Below are 19,219 nucleotides of genomic sequence, written 5' to 3'. Positions count from 1 at the left end.
ACTGAGGCGCCTCGCCGGTGGAAGCACGGAACGAATGTGGTCAAACTATGGTCGTGCGTCGATGACCCGGCTTGGTGTTGCTATTGTTGCGTTGTTTGTCCTCTACTTCCCTGCCGCAGCGTGGGTGAAGCAGAGATACGTTGACGTTATTCCCAAGGGCAAGATCGTGGTCCAGCTGGTCAAGCCGTTTGAGGTCTATCAACACGCGACGATCAGTCATCAGCCGGCGCTGGATCGCCTCTCGAATTGGGCCGACCCCGAGACGGCAAAACCACAGCACTCTCCGATTGTGATCTACGAAGATACCGTACCGCTCGGACCTGGCCACAATACGTTCGAGGCGATTTCGAAGCAGGGAGCCGGGCGATATTCGCACTGGCGCGGTGGTGTGGTGTTCTCCGCCAGCGACAACAGTGACCCAAACTCGAACAGCCGGACCTACTGGGCGGTTTTGCCCAATGACCCAACCGACCAATCTCAGTAGGCCTGCGCCACATTGACCGAGGCAGGTCGTTGGCTCTCGTGAATCAATTCCGCTCCGATTCCATCGGAACGGAAGCGGCTCTAGCGTCTCTGTACTGCGATTGAGTCGGAATCTTGCGCATTTGAATTGTAGCTGAATGTCCGGCCACGGAGCTGAGCAGGTCGTTCGACGAACCGGTAAAGTCCCATGCAGAAGGCAATGGCCACTGCGGCCGAGACAGCCATGAGCAGCGCATCGGACATTGTCTGCAATCGTTCGGGTGCGCCATAGAACAAGTAGAAGACGAGGCCCTTGGCGGGCGTGTGAAACAGGTAGAGCGAATAACTGATCAGTCCAAAAAACTTCAGGACATTGGAGCGCAGAGCAGATTTCGTTGCGCTATCTCCGGGGCGTGTCGCCAGGATCAGGATGAGGCCGTACATCAAGGACAGATAGAGATGGCCGACATAGTAGAGCACTTGATGGCCGGATGCAGATCGAAGCGACCACGCATAGAAGGGCGCGATCGACAGCAACAGCAAGCACGCCGATCGGATCGTTTTGATATGGGCGAAAATCCCGGCCCGGATCGCGTCATTCCTGTAGGCAACGGCGATCGCCCCTCCGATGGCAAGACCGTCGAGCCGCAGCGGCGTCATGACATAGGGCCCATAGAAATCCGTCGGAAACGACCAGAAATAGACCGCCCGCGCACAAGCGGAGGCCAAGCAGATCGCAAGCAGAATGGACAGCAGATATCGACGTGGAACGCACCAAACGAGTGCAGGGATAACGAGGTAGAACTGCTCTTCGATGGCCAGCGACCACGTGCCGGTGATGGCAGCCGGCTCGGTTCCCTGGGTCGACACGAAGAACCAGTTCTGAATGAACGTCAGCAAGGCCCATAGTGGAACTCGCGCGCCGATGTAATAGCCGGTGCCAAGGAGCCTTGTGAGCAGGTAGAAGCCAATGATCAGGATGAGGTAGGGCGGCAGGATACGGAGGGCTCGACGGGCATAGAACGTAGAAAAGTAAGCCTCGCTCTCCTTGTGATCGCTGAGAATCCCGACGATCAGGAATCCCGACAGGACGAAGAAAAGGTCAACCCCGGACTGGCCGAAGATCGAGAACCGCCAGATCAAATAGTTGATTGCTCCCTTTGAAGGGTCGATCAGCATCACCGAGTGCCAGACAGTGACCAGGAGGATAGCGCAGCCGCGCAGTCCGTCGAGTTCCGGTATTCGTTTTTCTGCGTTCATGCCAACCCAGTTCAAAGCGCGCGGAGGTTACTCTGCCGCATTCCGATGGATCAAGATGAATAAGCAGAAGCTCTTCAGATCACATCGCTCACCGCTCGTCCGCGATCACCTTGCCGTCGTTTGGCAGCGCGCCTGTGCCAACCAGCTCGACATTGCCGCCCAGCTTGGTCACCGCGCGCAGGCTCGCGGCGACGGTGTCGCGTAGCGGATCGCCGGCCGACGCGGTTTCCGCCTTCAGCGTCATCAGATCGGTCTCGCCCGCGCGCGTCACGACGAGGCGCAGCCGCCCGAGCTCGGGATGACGCTTGCCGATCTCGGCGATCTGTTCGGGACGGACGAACATGCCCTTGACCTTGGTGGTCTGGTCGGCGCGACCCATCCAGCCCTTGATGCGCATGTTGGTGCGGCCGCATGGGCTGTTGCCCGGCAGCGCCGCAGTGAGGTCGCCGAGCGCCAGGCGGATCCAGGGATGATGCGGATCGAGCGAGGTCACCACGATCTCGCCGACGTCGCCCGCAACGACCGGATCGCCGGTGCCGGGTTTGACGATTTCCATGATCAGATCCTCGTTGACCGTCATGCCCTCGCGTGAGGCGGTCTCGAATGCGATCATGCCGAGGTCGGCGGTGCCGAAGGCCTGATAGGCCTCGATGCCGCGTGACTTCATCTCCTCCTGCAACGATTTCGGGAACGCGGCACCCGACACCAGCGCGCGCTTGATCGAGGAGACGTCGCGCCCGGCATTCGCCGCGGTGTCGAGCAGGATCTTCAGGAAATCCGGTGTGCCGCTATAGCCGATCGGGCGATAGGCCTCGATCAGCTCGAATTGCTGCTCGGTATTGCCCGGGCCGGCCGGGATCACGGCGCAGCCGAGCGCACGCGCCGAGGCGTCGAAAATGAAGCCTCCGGGAGTGAGGTGATAGCTGAAGGTGTTCAGCACCACGTCGCCGGGGCGAAAGCCCGCCGCAAACAGCGCCCGCGCCCCCCGCCAGGGATCGGCCTGGCGGCCCTCGGGCTCGAAGATCGGCCCGGGCGAGGTGAACAGGCGGGCGAACGAACCCGGCCGTTCGGTCACGAAGCCGCCAAAGGGCGGGGCGGCCTTGTGCAGGGCTGGGAGTTCCGACTTGCGCAGCACCGGCAGGCGGGCCAGCGCGGCCCGGCTGGTGACGGAGGCAGGATCGGTGCCCGTCAACCGCTCGGCATAGGCCGGCGCTTCCATGGCCTTGTGCAGCAGCTCCGGCAGCCGGGCGAACAGCGCGGCTTCGCGGTCGGCCGGATCGCGCGTTTCAAGGGCGTCGTAATGCTCGGTCATGGCGGATCCTTAGGAAGATTTGCACAGGGTTACGCGCCGCCTCGCGCGTGCTATCAGACGGCGAGCACCGGTATCGGGACTGTTCCAGGGAATAAAATGGCTGAAGCACACAACGTCGCGGCGGATGAAGCCGCCGACGTCGTCGCAAGATTGAAGCGCCGCATGATCGATCACGCGCTGCCGCTGTGGTCCACCGTCGGCTGGGACGGCTCGGCCGGCGGTTTCATCGAACGGCTGCATCAGGACGGCAGTCCGGATCGCGCCGCGCCGCGCCGCGTGCGTGTGCAGGCGCGCCAGATCTACTGCTACGCCAAGGCGGCGCAGCTGGGCTGGTACCCGGAAGGCCGCGAGATCGCGCTGAAGGGGCTGGAGTACCTGCTTGCGAAGGCGAAAGCGCCCGACGGCCGGCCGGGCTACGTCCATCAGCTGACGCCTGAAGGCGGCGTGCTCGACCCGCTTCGCGACACCTACGACCATGCCTTCGTGCTGCTGGCGCTGGCGACCGTCCATGGGCTCGACCACGACGCTCAAATTCGCGCCGAGATCGACGCGTTGCTGGCGTTCCTCGACACGCAGCTGCGCTCGCCGCATGGCGGCTTCCAGGAAGGGTTGCCGCCTTCGATGCCGCGCCGGCAGAACCCGCAGATGCATCTGTTCGAGGCGATGATCGCGTGTTTCGACGCCACCCACGATCAGTCGTTCCAGAACCGCGCCGGAGAGTTCTTCGCGCTGTTCCTGGCCAATCTCTTCGACAAGCAGACGCGCGTGCTCGGTGAATATTTCGAGGAGGACTGGTCGAGGATCCTGCCGGTCAGCGTCGAGGCAGGCCACCAGGCGGAATGGGTCTGGCTGCTGAAGGGATTTGAACGCATCACGGGATGCCCAACCGGGCGTCAGCGCGGCGAGCTCCTCGCATCCGCCCTGCGCTATCGCGACGAGGCCACCGGCTGCCTGGTCGACGAGGGCGACGCCGAGGGCAATATCCGTCGTCACTCGCGGCGGCTGTGGCCGCAGACCGAGATCGCAAAGGCCTGGATCGCGCAGGCCGAGGCGGGCGAAAGCGGCGCCGCGGACGAGGCGCGTGCGGCGCTGGTGCGCATGGAGCGGCATTATCTCAGCCATCCCGTAGCCGGCGGCTGGTACGACCAGTTCGACCGCGACGGCAAGTCGCTGGTCGCCACGATCCCTGCGTCCTCGTTCTATCATGTTCTCTGCGCGGTCGCGGAAGCCGAGCAGGTGCTCGGCTGAAGCCGCCGCGGTGTTGTGATGCGTTGTCGTCACGCGAACCGCTCTCCACTTCGCCCGAAAACGCCATCCAGCTTCACAGCCAGCGCTTGCGCCGCTTGAAGCTCTTCAGGTTCTTGAAGCTCTTGCGCTGATCGCCGGCGCCGCCGAGGTAGAATTCCTTGACGTCCTCGTTGTCGCGCAGCTCGTCGGCCGAGCCGTCGAGCACGACCTTGCCCTGTTCCATGATGTAGCCATGGCTCGCAACCGAGAGCGCGGCGCGCGCATTCTGTTCGACCAGGAGGATCGTCACGCCGAGATCGCGGTTGATCTCCTTGATGATCGCGAACACCTCCTTGACCAGCAGCGGCGACAACCCCATCGAGGGCTCGTCCATCAGGATCATCTTCGGGCGCGCCATCAGCGCGCGGCCGATCGCGAGCATCTGCTGCTCGCCGCCGGAGAGATAACCGGCCAGTCCCGTCCGCTCCTTCAGGCGCGGGAAATATTTGAAGACCATGTCGATGTCGCTGGCGACCCCATTGTCGCGGCGGGTGAAGGCGCCAAGCCGCAAATTCTCCAGCGACGTCATGTCGGAGACGATGCGGCGGCCTTCCATCACCTGGAAAATGCCGCGCCGGACGATCTTGTCCGGATCGATGCCATTGATGCGCTGGCCCTCGAACAGGATTTCGCCGCGGGTGACTTCGCCGTCCTCGGTCTTGAGCAGGCCGGAGATCGCCTTCAGCGTCGTCGACTTGCCGGCACCATTGGCGCCGAGCAACGCCACGATCGCGCCCTTCGGCACCTCGAGGCTGAGGCCGCGCAGCACCAGGATGACATCGTCATAGACGACCTCGATGTTGTTGACGCTGAGCAGCGCCGGTGGCGGGACCGCCGTTGGTACGGTGCGCGGGGCAGTTGCGGTTTCAGTCATTGCTTCGATCACTCTCCACTGTCGTCATCCGCGAACGCGGGTGACCAGTATTCCAGAGGCGCCAGCGATCAACCGAGAGGCCGCGGCGTACTGGATCCCCCGCTTTCGCGGGGGATGACGGTCTTGTTCGTGGCGACCAACTCGCCACTCACCAGCCAAACCATTCCGGCTTGCGCGGCAGTTCGACGGTCTTCGCCTTCTCGAGCTTGATCGTGCCCTTGGCCATCAGGTCGTTGATGTCGCCATCGGTCGTGCCCGAGATCCTGGAGCGATAGAGGTCGACCTTCATCGTCGGGCGATGATCCTTCTCGGTCCAGGTCGAGGGATTGCAGACGCCCTCCATACCCACCGGCACCCAGTCCTTTTTCTGGTAGAAGCCCTTGGCGACGTTCTCGCCGGTGGCGCCGCCGTTCTTGGCGGCCCAGTCCAGCGCTTCCTTCATGTAGAGCGCGCTGCAGATGCCGGCGATGTAGTGCACCGGGCGGTAGACCTTGCCTGTGGGGTCCGACATCTTGGAGATATCCATCACCGTCTTCATGCCGGGTGCGTCGCCGCCCCAGCCGACCGCCGTGCGCAGCGGGAAGATCACGCCGTCGGCAGCATCGCCCGCGGTCTTGGCGGCGTTCTCATCCATGCCCCAGACGTTGCTGAGGAACTGGATCTCGACGCCGGCGGTCTTGCAGGCCTTCATGACCGAAATATTGGAGGCGGCGGTGTTGCCGAGATAGGCGTAGTTGGCGCCCGAGCTTTTCAGGCTCAGGCACTGCGCCGAGTAGTCACCGGGAGAGAGCGCAAACACCAGCGGCGGCAGTACCTCGAAACCGAGTTCGGTGGCGAGTGCTTCGCCGGCGGCCTTCGGCGCGTTCGGGTAGGGATGGTTGGCGCCCATATGAACGAATTTCGGCTTGCCGGACTTGCCCTTGGCCTTCCAGTCCTCGGCTGCCCAGGTCAGCTCGGCGCGCAGCGCGTCCGAGTAGCTCGGGCCATAGAAGAAATTGTACGGTGCCGGCTTGGCCTTGCCGCTGGTGCCTTCCGGATCGGTCAACGCGGCCGCGTAGGAGCCGGAGATGTCTGGGATCTTGTCCTGGGCGAGGAAGCCGGTCAGCGCCTCGGTATCAGCGGTGCCCCAGCCCATGATCGCCGCGACCTTGCCGTCGGGCGCAGACCACTTCTTGTACAGCGCGATCGCGCGCGGCACCTGGTAACCGTAGTCGTTGCTGTCGACGTTGAGCTGCTTGCCGCCGACGCCGCCATTCTTGTTGACCCAGGCGAGAGTGTCGGCGACGCCCTGGCCGTAGGGGGTGCCGACGTCGGACGTGCCGCCCGAGAGGTCTTCGAGATGGCCGATCGCGATCTGCGCCTGCGCAATGCCGGCTGCGCTGCCGATCAGCAGCGCGAGAGAGACCGAGCTCAAAAGGGATCTAATCGTCATTTTTGGTTTCCTCCTGTTATTCGTTGAACTGTTCTTTTGATTGCGTCCCGTTCCTGTTTCAATGCGAGAACGGGTAGAGTTTCCAATAGGTCTTGATCTGCCGCCAGCGATGCGCGAGCCCGTCGGGCTCGAACATCAGGAAGCCGATGATGATCAGGCCGATCGCGATCTCGCGCAGGAAGGTGATGTTGTTGTTGAGCTGCAGCGCCTTGTCGATGGCGCTGCCTTTGAGCCCCGCGCTCAACCACTCCATCGATTCCGGCAGCAGTACGACGAACGCCGTGCCCATCAGCGTGCCCATTACCGAGCCGGTGCCGCCGATGATTACCATCGCGAGGAACAGCACCGAGCGCTCGATGCCAAAGCCTTCCTGGGAGACGATGAGCTGATAGTGCGCGTAGAGCGCGCCGGCGATGCCGGCAAAGAAGGCGGCAAGCCCGAACGACAAAGTGCGGTACTTGGTGAGGTTGATGCCCATGATCTCGGCGGAGAGATAGTGATCGCGGATCGCGACCAGCGCGCGGCCGTCGCGCGTGCGCATCAGATTGGTGACGAGGAGATAGCAGACCACCACATAGGCCAGCACGACGTAGAAATACTGTTTGTCGCCGCGAAAGGTGTAGCCGAAGATCGAGAACGGGTTGGCGCTGGCCGGCACCGAGCCGCCGGAAAACCAGTCGGCGCGCGAGAAGAAGTCGAGCAGGATGTACTGCGCGGCGAGCGTGGCGATGACGAGATAGAGGCCCTTCAACCGTGCCGCCGGCACGCCGAAGATCAGGCCGACCAGCGCGGTGACGACACCGGCAAGCGGGATCGCGAAGAACACCGGGATCGGCGTGTTGTTGGAGATGTAGGCGGACGTGAAGGCGCCGAACAGGAAGAACGCGGCGTGACCGATCGAGATCTGCCCGGTGAAGCCGACCAGGATGTTGAGGCCGAGAGCTGCGATCGCGAAGATGCCGATCTGGATCGCGACGCTGAGCCAGTAATTGGCCAGTACCATCGGCGCGAAGCAGGCGAGCACAATGCCGGCAATTGCGAAATTGCGGCTGGTCGATGTCGGGAAGATCGTGGTGTCAGCCGCATAGCTGGTGCGGAAGTCGCCGGACGGAATGAGAGTGCTTGTTGCCATCGATCAGATCCGCTCAATGTCCTTGGTGCCGAACAGGCCGTACGGCTTGATCATCAGGATGATGATCATGACGTAGAACGGGGCGATCTCGTAGAGATTGCCCCAGTGCAGATACTCACTGTCGACATATTGGGCGACGTTCTCCAGGAGCCCGATGATGATGCCGCCGAGCACGGCGCCGCCGACCGAGTCGAGTCCGCCGAGGATCGCGGCCGGAAACACCTTGATGCCATAGGTGGAGAGGCCGGAGGACACGCCATTGACCACGGCGACGACGACGCCGGCAACGGCCGAAACCGTCGCCGAGATCGCCCAGGCCATCGCGAACACGCTCTTCACGGAAATGCCGAGCGACTGCGCGACCTGCTGGTTGAAGGCGGTGGCGCGCATCGCGAGGCCATATTTGGAGGCGCGGAAGAACCAGGCCATGCCGACCATCATGGCGAGCGAGACCACGAGGCTCATCACATAGACGGTCTGGATCTGCAGCCCGAACAGGCTGACCGACTGGCTCTCGAACACCCGCGGGAACGGCTGCGGGTTGACGCCGAAGATCCACTTCAGCGCCGCCTGGAACACCGTCGACAGGCCGATGGTCACCATGATGACCGAGATGATCGGTTCGCCGATCATCGGGCGCAGGATCACGACCTGGATCGCGATGCCGAAAACGAACATGAAGACCAGGGTGATCGGCATGCCGATCCAGAACGGCAGCTGATACTTCGTCAGCAGCGCCCAGCACACCCAGGCGCCGATCAGCAGCAGCTCACCTTGCGCGAAATTCACGACCTGTGTCGCCTTGTAGATCAGCACGAACGACATCGCGACCACGCCATAGAGCGTGCCGACCACGAGGCCGTTGACGATGAGCTGGATCAGGAACTGGATGTTCATGGAGTGCAGTCGCTCCGAGCGGCGGCTGTACCCTCTCCCCTTGTGGGAGAGGGTGGCTTCGCGAAGCGAAGCCGGGTGAGGGGTTGTCTCCGCATCGGGATTGTGGAGAGAGGACCCCTCACCCAAGTGAGGTTGCGTTGACTAGCGGAGTTGCCCTCTCCCACAAGGGGAGAGGGCGCGATAACTAGCATCGCCGAGCGTTGCTGCATCATTCCGCAGCCTCCGCGATGACCGCGCGGCCGAGATCGACGACCTGCAGCGTGGTGCGGATGCGCTGGGTGGTGCCGTCCTGGAAGCGGATCACGGTGTCGACGGGGATGTCACGCTTTCCGCCGTAGATCCCGTTGATGATGTCGGCGTATTTCTCGTTGATGACGCTGCGGCGGACTTTTCGGGTGCGGGTCAGCTCGCCGTCGTCGGCGTCGAGCTCCTTGTAGAGCAGCAGGAAGCGCGAGATGCGCTGCGCCGGCGGCAGGGTGGCGTTGACGGTCTCGACCTCTTTGCGCAGCAGCGCATAGACCTCGGACCGCGAGGACAGGTCGGTGTAGGTCGTGAATGAGATCCGCTTCTTCTCGGCCCATTTCGAGATGATCGAGTAGCGGATGCAGATCATCGCGGCGAGCGCCTCGCGGCCGGCGCCGAGCACGACGGCTTCGGCGATATAGGGCGAGAATTTCAGCTTGTTCTCGATATATTGCGGCGAGAAGCGGTCGCCGCGTGCGGTCTCCGCAAGATCCTTGATGCGGTCGATCACGACCAGCTGTCGGTTGTCATTGTAGTAGCCGGCGTCACCGGAAAGCATCCAGCCGTCCTTGATGTCGGCCACCGACGCTTCGGGATTCTTGTAGTAGCCGAGGAACATGTTGGGATGGCGCACCACGATCTCGCCGACGCCGTTGATGTCGGGGTTGTCGATCCGAATCTCGACCTCGTCGGCCATCGGGATGCCGGTGGTGTCAGGGTCGACCTTGCCTTCGGGATGCAGCGTGTAGGCGCCGAGCAGTTCGGTCTGGCCGTACAGCGTGCGCAGCGGCACGCCCATGGCCTGGAAGAACTTGAAGGTGTCGGGTCCGAGCGCAGCGCCACCGGTGGCCGCCGAGCGCAACCGCGTGAATCCGAGCCGGTCGCGTAGCGCGCGGAACAGCAGCTTGTCTGATAATATCGAGTGCTTGCCTTGGCTGAGCGCGGCAAGGCCACGCTTCATGCCGATGTCGTAGAGTTTCTGCTTGAGCGGGGAGGCATCCATCACGCCGGCGCGGACATCGGCGGCGATCGATTCCCAGACCCGCGGCGCGAACAGCACGAAGGTCGGCGCGATCTCGCGGAAATCATTCATCATGGTGTCGGGCTCTTCGACGAAGTTGACCTTCATCCGGCAGAGCAGCCCTTTGCCAAGCACATAGACCTGTTCCATGATCCAGGGCAGCGGCAGCACCGAAACATATTCGTCGTCCGGCCCCTTGGGGTCGAAGGCGAGGTAGATCGCGCAATGCCGCAACACGCGGCCGGCCGCGAGCATCGCGAGCTTGGGGTTGGCGGTCGTCCCCGAGGTGGTGCAGAGGATGGCGACGTCCTCGCCCTTGGTCGCGTCGACCAGCCCGTCGTAGAGGCCGGGCTCGCGCGCGGCGCGGTCGCGGCCCAGCGCGACGAGCTTGCTCGCCTCCATCAGGCGCGGATCATCATACTTCCGCATGCCGCGCGGGTCGGAATAGACGATGTGCTTGAGATGCGGCACGCGATCGGCCAGCGTGAGCAGCTTGTCGACCTGTTCCTCGTCCTCGGCGAAGACGAGCTTGGCCTCGCCGTAATTCAGCAGGTAGGCGGCTTCCTCGTCCAGCACGTCGCGATAGAGGCCGAGGCTCATCGCGCCGATCGCGTGGCTGGCGATCTCGGCGGAGACCCAGTCCGGCCGGTTGTCGCCGATGATGCCGATCACGTTACCGCGGCCGAGCCCGAGCTCGACCATGCCGAGCGCGAAATCATGAACGCGGGTCTGATAGTCGTTCCAGGTGAATTCACGCCACAGCCCGAGATCCTTTTCGCGCAGTGCGATCTCGTTGCCGTGCTCTTTGGCGTTGAGGCGCAGCAGCTTCGGATAGGTATCGGCTTGGGCAGCGCGTCCGGCGTAGTCCATCATGCGGCGCTCTCCGTCACCGCCGGCTTGTCGTCGGGATCGACCAGCACCTCGTCCTCTTCGCCGAGATAGGCGCGCTTCACATGCGGATCGGCGAGCACGGTCGCCGGGTCGCCCTCGGCGATCTTGCGGCCGAAATCCAGCACCATGACGCGGTGGGAGATGTCCATTACGACACCCATGTCGTGCTCGATCATCATGACCGTCATGCCGAACTCTTCGTTGAGGTCAACGATGTAGCGCGCCATGTCTTCCTTCTCTTCGAAGTTCATGCCGGCCATCGGCTCGTCGAGCAGGATCAGTTGCGGCTCAAGCGCCATCGCGCGCGCGAGTTCGACGCGCTTGCGCAGGCCGTAGGGCAGGGTACCGGCAGTTGCCTTGCGGACCGACTGCAGGTCGAGGAAGTCGATGATCTCCTCGACCTTGCGGCGATGCTCCAGCTCCTCGCGGCGCGCGCCGGTCAGCCAGTACAGCGGCCCGGTGATGAAATTGTTCTTCAGGAGGTGATGGCGGCCGACCATGATGTTGTCGAGCACGCTCATATGGTGGAACAGGGCGAGATTCTGGAAGGTGCGGCCGATGCCAAGCGCGGGCCGCGCATTCGGATTGAGGCCGGTGATGTCCTTCCCGTGATAGAACAGCTGGCCTTCGGTCGGCTTGTAGCGGCCGGAGATGCAGTTGACGATCGAGGTCTTGCCGGCGCCGTTCGGGCCGATGATGGAGAACAGCTCGCCGTCATTGACGCCGAAGCTCACTTCGGTCAGCGCGCGGACGCCACCAAAGCGCAATGAGACCCCGCGCACCTCCAGACCGTAAGCCACCCTGTTCCCTCCAGATCAGGCGCTTGGCGCGCTCTTTATCTATCGCTTGAACCACACCGCCGATCTTACATGGGCGGCTGTCGGAAACCATCCGACTAATGATGCCAGGTGTCCGAGAGCTTGCTCGCTCCGATCACCAGCGTCATGCGCGGTAACGCCGCACCCGCCCTCTTAGTCCGACCCTCCCGTCATCCACCGTCGGCGATCCATTAAGGGTTGCACGCGGCGTCGGGCGAGGTGGCTCTCAATACGGGAAAGCGATAGGTTGAATTGTCATGTGCCCGACAATTGGTCAGGAAATTTTCGCGGGCATTCCGCGCCTTGAGTTCCTGACCGAAACGGTGTTGTTGCGGTGCAATATGTCGGGGTGAGGATGTCGTCGCTCGCATGATTGCTGCTGATTACCTCAAGCGCATCGCGGCCTGGTCGCGCGAACTGACCGAGCAGGAGATCGAGATCGCCCGTGCCGGCGTCTCCGAGAAATCGTACCGCGCCAACGAATTCATCTTCATGCGCGGCGACAATTTCCAGTACTGGACCGGCATCGTCACCGGGCTGGCGCGCATGGGCATCGTGTCGCGCGGCGGCAAGGCGGCGAGTTTCGCCGGCCTCACCGCCGGCGCGTGGTTCGGCGAGGGCACCGTGCTCAAGAATGAGCCGCGGCGCTACGACGTGGTCGCGCTGCGCGATACGCGACTGGCGATGATGGATCGCCGGACCTTCGTCTGGCTGTTCGAGAACAGCGTCGGCTTCAACCGTTTCCTGGTTGGACAGCTCAACGAGCGGCTCGGCCAGTTCATCGCGCTGCTCGAATATGGCCGCACGCTGGATGCGACCGCGCGGCTCGCGCGTTCGATCGCCTCGCTGTTCAATCCGATTCTCTATCCCGACCTCACGCTGCACCTGGAGATCACCCAGGAGGAGATCGGCGCGTTGTCGGGAATCTCCCGGCAGAACGCCAACCAGTGCCTGAAACGGCTGGAGCGGGAGGGACTGCTCCGGCTCGAATATGGCGGGGTGACGATCATCGATCTCGATCGGCTGCGTCGCTACGGCGAGTGATGAAAGGCCGGCCCGCGAAGGACCATTTTATCGGCTCCAGGCCCCCGATTCCGGGCGGCCGGGCCATTAGACTTGGGCCGGGTCGGATGCTACAGACCGGCCCGATTGGGGCCGCGCGGGGTTCGCGCCCTCTGGAGACGACATGACAGCTCAGGATACGAAGCGGCGCGTTGCATTGATCACCGGTGTCACCGGGCAGGACGGCGCGTATCTCGCCGAATATCTGCTCGGCCTCGGCTATACCGTGCACGGGGTCAAGCGCCGGTCGTCCTCGTTCAATACCGCGCGTGTCGATCACCTCTACCAGGACCCGCACGCCGGCAACGTGCCGTTCCTGATGCACTACGGCGATATGACCGATTCCACCAATCTGATCCGGCTGATGCAGCAGATCCGGCCGACCGAGGTCTACAATCTCGCCGCGCAGAGCCACGTCGCGGTTAGCTTCGAGAGCCCGGAATACACCGCCAATGCGGATGCAATCGGCGTGCTGCGCCTGCTGGAAGCGATCCGTATCCTTGGCATGGAGAAGGAGACGCGGTTCTACCAGGCCTCGACGTCGGAGCTTTACGGTCTGGTACAGGAAGTGCCGCAAAAGGAGACGACGCCGTTCTATCCGCGCTCGCCCTACGGCGTGGCCAAGCTCTACGGCTACTGGATCACGGTGAACTATCGCGAGGCCTACGGCATGTTCGCCAGTAACGGCATCCTGTTCAACCATGAGAGCCCGATGCGTGGCGAAACCTTCGTGACCCGCAAGATCACGCGCGGCGTCGCCCGTATCGAGGTCGGCCTCGAGGACACCATCTATCTCGGCAATGTCGAGGCCAAGCGCGACTGGGGCCATGCGCGCGACTATGTCGAGGGCATGCACGCCATCCTGCAAGCCGATGCGCCGGACGATTTCGTGTTGGCGACCGGCGAGACGCGCTCGGTGCGCGAATTTGTCGAACTGGCGTTTGCCGAGGTCGGCCGCGCAATCGAATGGCGTGGTGAGGGCGTCGACGAAACCGGCGTCGACAAGGCCACCGGCAAGACCTTGGTGCGCATCGACCCGACCTATTTCCGTCCGACCGAGGTCGATCTCCTGATCGGCGACGCCAGCAAGGCGCGCGCCAAACTCGGCTGGGCGCCGAAGACGCCGTTCGCGCAGCTGGTGAAGGAAATGGTCGCCAGCGATCTTGCGGACGCCAGACAGGACGCCGGCAATGGCAAGCACTCCGTTTGAGCTGAAGGGCAAGACCGCCTTCGTCGCCGGCCATCGCGGTATGGTTGGATCGGCGCTGATGCGCCGGCTGGCCGGCGAGGGCGCCGAACTCCTGACCATCTCGCGCAGCGAGGTTGATCTGTGCAACCAGGCCGCCGTGAACGCGTGGTTCGCCGCGAAGCGGCCGCAGGCGGTGTTTCTTGCCGCGGCCAAGGTCGGCGGCATCGTCGCCAACAACACGCTGCGCGCCGAGTTCCTCTACGACAACCTCGCGATATCAACCAACGTGATCCAGGCCGCCCATGCCCATGGGTGCGAGAAGCTGATGTTCTTCGGCTCGTCCTGCATCTATCCGCGGCTGGCGCCGCAGCCCTTGCGTGAGGATTCGATGCTGACGGGGCCGCTGGAGCCAACCAACGAGCCCTATGCCATCGCCAAGATCGCCGGCATCAAGATGGCGGAAGCCTATCGCAGCCAGTACGGCTCCGACTTCATCAGCGTGATGCCGACCAATCTCTATGGTCCCGGCGACAATTATCATCCCGAATACAGCCACGTCGTCGCCGCGCTGATCCGCCGCTTCCACGAAGCCAAGGTGTCTAATGCGGCCAACGTCGTGGTGTGGGGCACCGGCACGCCGCGCCGCGAATTCCTCTATGTCGACGATCTCGCCGACGCCTGCATTCATTTGATGAAGACCTATTCCTCGCCCGAACTGGTCAATATCGGCACCGGCGAGGACATCACCATCGCCGAATTCGCCCGCGTGGTCGCCGCCACCGTCGGTTATCGCGGCGAGATCAGCTTCGACACCTCGCGGCCCGATGGCACGCCGCGCAAGCTGCTCGATGTCAGCCGTCTGGCCAAGCTCGGCTGGCGCGCCTCGACCTCGCTCGACGACGGCATCAAGCGCGCGTATCAGGCTTACCTGAGCGAGACGAAGCAGGCGGCAGTGTAAACGCCGCTCACTCCCCATCGTCATTGCGAGCGAAGCGAGGCAATCCACCCCTCCACGCGAGGAACGAATGGATTGCTTCGTCGCTGACGCTCTCCGCAATGACGGCAGCGAAATTTATCGCTCTGCCTTCCGCGGTGGGCTCTTCGCCAGCGCGGTCGCCATCGCTGAGATCAGCGGCTTCATGAAGAAGGCGTCGTTCGCCGGATAGATGTCCGTGCGCAGGCCGCAAGCCTTCAACTCGTCCGACACCACGGGCCCGACCGAGGCGATCGGCGTGTTGGTCAATCCGTCGCGCAATTGCGCCTCGCAACCATGCGCCTTGGCCACGTCGATCAGGCGGCGAACCTGGCCCGAACTCGTCAGCGCGATCGCATCGATGCGGCGCTCCGCCATTTCCTCGATCGCGGTAACGATGTTGGCGTCGGCCGCCCGGGCGTCGTAGACGTAAGGCAGCACGGGATCGACCTCGGCGCCCTGCGCTGTGATGGCGCCGATCAGCTTGCCGTGGTCCTTGTCCGGATAGAGCTGCAGGCCGAGGCGATGACCTCTGAGGTCGAGTTTCGACAGCATCTCGGCAACGCCTTCCGACGTCGGCTTCTCGGTCGTCACTTGCGGCTCCAGCCCGATCTCGCGCAGGGCCCGGCCGGGTTTGGGGCCGCGGGCGAATTTGCGTGGCTTAGCGAGGCTGCCGACGAACTCCGCCTCGACGCCGATCCGGCGCACCACAGTCATCAGGCGGCGCAGCCCTTCGCCGGTCATCAGCACGAGATCGTCGAGCGGCTGTTCGATTGCGCGGCGAATCCAGGCCTCGATCGGCGCCGGGTTGGGCGCATCGTGGATGGTGAACATCGGGCATTGCAGCACGTCCGCGCCCTGCTCGGCGAGCAGGCGGGAGAATTGCGCCTCCTCGCGCGTCTCCAGGATCAGGATGCGGTAGCCGGTCAGCCGGTCAGCCATGAGAGTGCCTTAACAGATATTGCAGTCATGTGTTCGATTTGAACCCGCAGCAGGATTGGCGCAAGAGCGCGGGCGGTGATAGACGAGGGCCGCAATTCGCCGCTCCACGCTCCTGCTCAAGTCTTGGTCAATTTGCATGCCCGACCATCAGTTCGTTCTGACCCTGTCCTGCCCGGATCGCCCAGGCATCGTCTCGGCGGTGTCGACCTTTCTGGCCCATAATGGGCAGAACATCCTCGACGCCCAGCAGTTCAACGATATCGAGACCCAGAAGTTCTTCATGCGCGTGGTGTTCACCGCGGCCGACCTTGCGGTCGAGCTGGCGGCGCTGCAGACCGGCTTTGCCGCGATCGCCGAGCGCTTCGGCATGGCATGGCAGATGCGCGACCGCGCCAGCCGCCGCCGTGTGATGCTGCTGGTGTCCAAGTCCGACCATTGCCTGGTCGATCTTCTCTATCGCTGGCGCACCGGCGAGCTCGAGATGATCCCGACCGCGATCGTTTCCAACCATCCGCGTGAGGCCTATGGGTCGCTGGATTTCGGCGACATCCCGTTCCACCATCTGCCGGTGACGAAGGAGACCAAGCGGGCGCAGGAAGACGCGGTGTGGCAGCTGGTGCAGGACACAAAGACCGATCTCGTGGTGCTGGCGCGCTACATGCAGATCCTGTCGGACGAGATGTCGGCGCGGCTGTCGGGCCGCTGCATCAACATCCATCATTCGTTCCTGCCGGGCTTCAAGGGCGCCAAGCCCTACCATCAGGCGCATGAGCGGGGCGTCAAGCTGATCGGCGCCACCGCGCATTACGTCACCAGCGCTCTCGACGAGGGGCCGATCATCGACCAGGACGTCGAGCGCATCAGCCATCGCGATATGCCCGACGATCTCGTCCGCAAGGGCCGCGACATCGAGCGCCGCGTGCTGGCGCGCGCGATTCGTTACCACCTTGCCGACCGCGTCATCCTCAACGGCCGCAAGACGGTGGTGTTTGTCGATTAGCGTTATACCGAGCTTGTGAGTGAGGCAGGTTGGCACGCTTTGAGGAAGAACGTCACTCCGGCCTCGATTTCCCGCTCGATCGTCTCCTCGGTAAAATCGTTGAGGCCGAGCACAATACGCAGCGGGAGCTCTCCGCGGACGAGCGAGAGGAACTGCTTGGCGGCTTCCATTGAGTCGTCAAATTCCAGGAGATGATCTACCTTGGCGGTTTCGAGGAATTGAGCAAGCCGCCGGATCGTCGCCTGTGGGCCGCTTTCATAGAACAGGCGGGCGAGTGCAGGAAACCGGCCGCTTTCGTTGGCGATGATACGGACAAAGGCGACGTCCTTTCGATTGATGAAGGTCCGGAAATATTGCCTGGCGAACTCCCGCAGCGCCTCGCGCAACCCGCCCGACAGCTTGGGCATCGGCAAGTCGCGTTGCAGGCTCTCGCATTCCGTTACGATCAGTGAGGCGAACAAGGCCTCCTTGCTGGGAAAATACGCATAGAGCGTAGCCTTCGACACGCCGGCAGCTTTCGCGACGGCGTCCATGCTGGTTGCGGAAAAGCCCTGGTCGAGAAATAGCTGCCACGCCGCGCGGATGACGATGTCCATCTTGCGGCCCGCCGGCGCGCTCGGCTGCTCGTGAGCAGGATGGGCGATCGTCTCGATCAATGATGGCTCCGTCGGCTTGCGAATCGGTCGTCGGTGTCAACGTGCACGATGACCGCGCATCAACAACTGGGAAGAACAGAGAATCTGGCCTGGTTTGGGCATCAGGCTGCCTAGCAACAAAACTGAACAGTTCAGTACTATTGACATTCTCTGTCGGGCGGTCAAGTACTGAACTGTTCAGTTTTATCGTGAGCGCCTGATGTCGTTGAAGACATTTCTCCATAAAAGTGCCCTGATACCTCTGGTTCAAGCCACGCTCTCTCTGGGCGGCTGCGCGGTTGGCCCGGATTTCGAGCCGCTCGCCGCGCCGGCGGTGAACGGCTACACCGCAGGTGGATTGCCAGCGACCCAGGCCGCGGATGGGCCCGGCGGCACGGCGCAGCGATTCGTGAGCGGCGCGGACGTGTCGGCGGCCTGGTGGCAAGTGTTTCGCTCGCGCCAGATCGGGGCCTTCGTCCGCGAAGCGATCGATAGCCATCCGGACCTCGTCGCGGCGCAGGCTGCGCTGCGCCAGGCACGCGAGGTTGCGGCGGCAGACACCAGTGCGCTGCTGCCGTCGATCACCGGAGACGCCAGCGTGACGCGCAATCAGGTGTCGCCGGCGCAGTCCGGGCTCACCGGACCGGCATCCCTGTACACCCTCTACAATACCTCGGTCCCGGTTTCATTCACGCCGGACATCTTCGGCGGCAAGAGGCGCGGGATCGAGGCTGATCTCGCCAATGCCGACTATCAGCGCTTCCAGCTCGAAGCAACCTATCTGACGTTGACGGCAAACGTCGTTACGGCCGCGATCAGCGATGCCTCCTACGCGGCGCAGATCCGCGTGACCCAGGAACAGATCGACGGTCAGCGGCAGCTGGTTGCGCTGCTCGAACAGCAGTTCGCGCTCGGCGCAGTCTCCAACAGCGACGTCCTGACCCAGAAGGCCCAGCTTGCGCAGACGCTCGCAACCCTGCCGCCGCTGCAAAAGTCGCGCGCGCAGAACCGCAACCAGCTGATGGCTTATCTCGGCCGGCTGCCGAACCAGGATCGGGGCGAGGCGGTACGGCTGGAGAACCTGCGCCTGCCGCGCGATCTGCCGGTGAGCGTCCCGTCGCTATTGGTGCAGCAGCGGCCGGACATCCGCGCCGCCGAAAACCAGGTGCACCAGGCCAGCGCCAATGTCGGCGTCGCCACCGCCAACATGCTGCCCAACGTGACGCTGTCGGCGTCGGGCGGCAGTTCAGCGCTGGCGCTGTCTGCGCTGTATGGCCCGCAGACCGCGGCCTGGAGCATCGCCGCGAGCGTTACGGGGCCGATCTTCGACGCCGGCTCTCTTTTTCATACCAAGGAGTCCAAGGTCGCCGCGTTGGTGCAAAGCAGCGCACAGTATCGCTCGACCGTGATCACCGCATTCCAGAACGTCGCCGACTCGCTGCGCGCCATCCAGTCGGATGCGGCGCTGCTGAAGGCGCAGGTCGAGGCGGAAAATACAGCTGCCGAAAGCCTGAAGATGTCGCAGGCCCAGTTCAAGGCCGGCTCCACCACGTTCATCTCGGTCATCAATGCCGAGCAGACGCTGCTGACGGCGCGGATCAACCGCGTGAAGGCGCAGGCCTCGCGCTATGCCGACAGCGTGTCGCTGTACCAGTCGCTCGGAGGCGGCTGGTGGAATCGTGTCGATGAAACCCCCGCGGCTGCGGCAAAGCCGGCGGGCATTGCCGCGATATTCGTTCCTGCAGGGGCATTGCCGGCACAGCAGAGCCCGCCTGCCAACTGATGCGAG

Annotated in this window: 17 protein-coding genes; 7 read left to right on the top strand and 10 right to left on the bottom strand. The window is 63.4% G+C overall.

Annotation, left to right across the window (positions count from 1 at the left end):
• Window positions 1–34 precede the first annotated feature (34 nt).
• Entirely contained in the window at window positions 35–484 is a 450-nt protein-coding gene (locus UP09_RS28570) for a hypothetical protein (RefSeq protein WP_156164824.1), read from the top strand.
• An 80-nt stretch (window positions 485–564) separates the two neighbouring features.
• On the opposite strand, the gene UP09_RS28565 is transcribed toward UP09_RS28570, so the two are convergent.
• Window positions 565–1,722, bottom strand: a complete 1,158-nt coding sequence (locus UP09_RS28565) for an acyltransferase family protein (protein ID WP_044541705.1) — start codon at window positions 1,720–1,722, stop codon at window positions 565–567.
• 88 nt (window positions 1,723–1,810) lie between these two features.
• Window positions 1,811–3,034: a phenylacetate--CoA ligase family protein gene (locus tag UP09_RS28560; protein ID WP_044541704.1), complete on the bottom strand. Its 1,224-nt coding sequence runs from the start codon at window positions 3,032–3,034 to the stop codon at window positions 1,811–1,813.
• A 96-nt stretch (window positions 3,035–3,130) separates the two neighbouring features.
• Between UP09_RS28560 and UP09_RS28555 the strand changes: the two genes are divergently transcribed.
• The gene (locus UP09_RS28555) at window positions 3,131–4,282 is read left to right on the top strand and encodes an AGE family epimerase/isomerase (RefSeq protein ID WP_044541703.1); all 1,152 of its coding nucleotides are present in this window, start codon (window positions 3,131–3,133) and stop codon (window positions 4,280–4,282) included.
• A 73-nt stretch (window positions 4,283–4,355) separates the two neighbouring features.
• Here the strand turns inward: UP09_RS28555 and UP09_RS28550 are convergent, their stop codons facing one another.
• The 6 genes from UP09_RS28550 to UP09_RS28525 all read right to left on the bottom strand — a co-directional run bounded on the left by UP09_RS28550 (window position 4,356) and on the right by UP09_RS28525 (window position 11,611).
• Complete coding sequence (locus tag UP09_RS28550) at window positions 4,356–5,195, bottom strand: ABC transporter ATP-binding protein (protein ID WP_044541702.1); 840 nt, start codon at window positions 5,193–5,195, stop codon at window positions 4,356–4,358.
• Window positions 5,196–5,343: 148 nt separating this feature from the next.
• Window positions 5,344–6,627, bottom strand: a complete 1,284-nt coding sequence (locus UP09_RS28545) for an ABC transporter substrate-binding protein (protein WP_044541701.1) — start codon at window positions 6,625–6,627, stop codon at window positions 5,344–5,346.
• Window positions 6,628–6,685: 58 nt separating this feature from the next.
• Window positions 6,686–7,759 carry a branched-chain amino acid ABC transporter permease gene (locus UP09_RS28540; protein WP_044541700.1) on the bottom strand — a complete coding sequence of 358 codons (1,074 nt, stop codon included), beginning with the start codon at window positions 7,757–7,759 and terminating at the stop codon, window positions 6,686–6,688.
• 3 nt (window positions 7,760–7,762) lie between these two features.
• Window positions 7,763–8,656, bottom strand: coding sequence for a branched-chain amino acid ABC transporter permease (locus tag UP09_RS28535; protein WP_044541699.1), 894 nt, complete (start codon window positions 8,654–8,656; stop codon window positions 7,763–7,765).
• A gap of 208 nt (window positions 8,657–8,864) precedes the next feature.
• A complete protein-coding gene (locus UP09_RS28530) occupies window positions 8,865–10,793 on the bottom strand; it encodes a long-chain fatty acid--CoA ligase (RefSeq protein WP_044541698.1) in 1,929 nt (642 codons plus the stop codon).
• On the bottom strand, window positions 10,790–11,611 hold the full coding sequence (locus UP09_RS28525; RefSeq protein ID WP_044541697.1) for an ABC transporter ATP-binding protein: 822 nt from the start codon (window positions 11,609–11,611) through the stop codon (window positions 10,790–10,792). The genes UP09_RS28530 and UP09_RS28525 overlap by 4 nt, the downstream gene beginning before the upstream one ends.
• A gap of 387 nt (window positions 11,612–11,998) precedes the next feature.
• On the opposite strand from UP09_RS28525, the gene UP09_RS28520 reads away from it, so the two are divergent.
• The 3 genes from UP09_RS28520 (at window position 11,999) to fcl (ending at window position 14,838) form a co-directional block, all read left to right on the top strand.
• Window positions 11,999–12,673 carry a Crp/Fnr family transcriptional regulator gene (locus UP09_RS28520; RefSeq protein ID WP_044541696.1) on the top strand — a complete coding sequence of 225 codons (675 nt, stop codon included), beginning with the start codon at window positions 11,999–12,001 and terminating at the stop codon, window positions 12,671–12,673.
• Between the two features lie 142 nt (window positions 12,674–12,815).
• Window positions 12,816–13,901, top strand: a complete 1,086-nt coding sequence (gmd, locus tag UP09_RS28515) for a GDP-mannose 4,6-dehydratase (protein WP_044541695.1) — start codon at window positions 12,816–12,818, stop codon at window positions 13,899–13,901.
• Window positions 13,882–14,838 (top strand): GDP-L-fucose synthase, encoded by a 957-nt coding sequence (gene fcl, locus UP09_RS28510; protein ID WP_044541694.1) that lies wholly within the window; start codon window positions 13,882–13,884, stop codon window positions 14,836–14,838. Before gmd ends, fcl begins: the two co-directional genes overlap by 20 nt.
• Window positions 14,839–14,952: 114 nt before the next feature.
• On the opposite strand, the gene UP09_RS28505 is transcribed toward fcl, so the two are convergent.
• On the bottom strand, window positions 14,953–15,795 hold the full coding sequence (locus tag UP09_RS28505) for a uroporphyrinogen-III synthase (protein WP_044541693.1): 843 nt from the start codon (window positions 15,793–15,795) through the stop codon (window positions 14,953–14,955).
• Between the two features lie 136 nt (window positions 15,796–15,931).
• On the opposite strand from UP09_RS28505, the gene purU reads away from it, so the two are divergent.
• Window positions 15,932–16,795 carry a formyltetrahydrofolate deformylase gene (gene purU, locus UP09_RS28500; RefSeq protein WP_044541692.1) on the top strand — a complete coding sequence of 288 codons (864 nt, stop codon included), beginning with the start codon at window positions 15,932–15,934 and terminating at the stop codon, window positions 16,793–16,795.
• A gap of 2 nt (window positions 16,796–16,797) precedes the next feature.
• Here the strand turns inward: purU and UP09_RS28495 are convergent, their stop codons facing one another.
• Window positions 16,798–17,391 (bottom strand): TetR/AcrR family transcriptional regulator, encoded by a 594-nt coding sequence (locus UP09_RS28495; protein ID WP_156164823.1) that lies wholly within the window; start codon window positions 17,389–17,391, stop codon window positions 16,798–16,800.
• A 259-nt stretch (window positions 17,392–17,650) separates the two neighbouring features.
• On the opposite strand from UP09_RS28495, the gene UP09_RS28490 reads away from it, so the two are divergent.
• On the top strand, window positions 17,651–19,213 hold the full coding sequence (locus UP09_RS28490; RefSeq protein WP_044541690.1) for an efflux transporter outer membrane subunit: 1,563 nt from the start codon (window positions 17,651–17,653) through the stop codon (window positions 19,211–19,213).
• Window positions 19,214–19,219 lie beyond the last annotated feature (6 nt).

The organism is Bradyrhizobium sp. LTSP885 (assembly GCF_000938305.1).
Lineage (GTDB): Bacteria > Pseudomonadota > Alphaproteobacteria > Rhizobiales > Xanthobacteraceae > Bradyrhizobium.
Note: the sequence above shows the minus strand (reverse complement) of the source record. Positions and strands in the feature narration are given on the sequence as shown.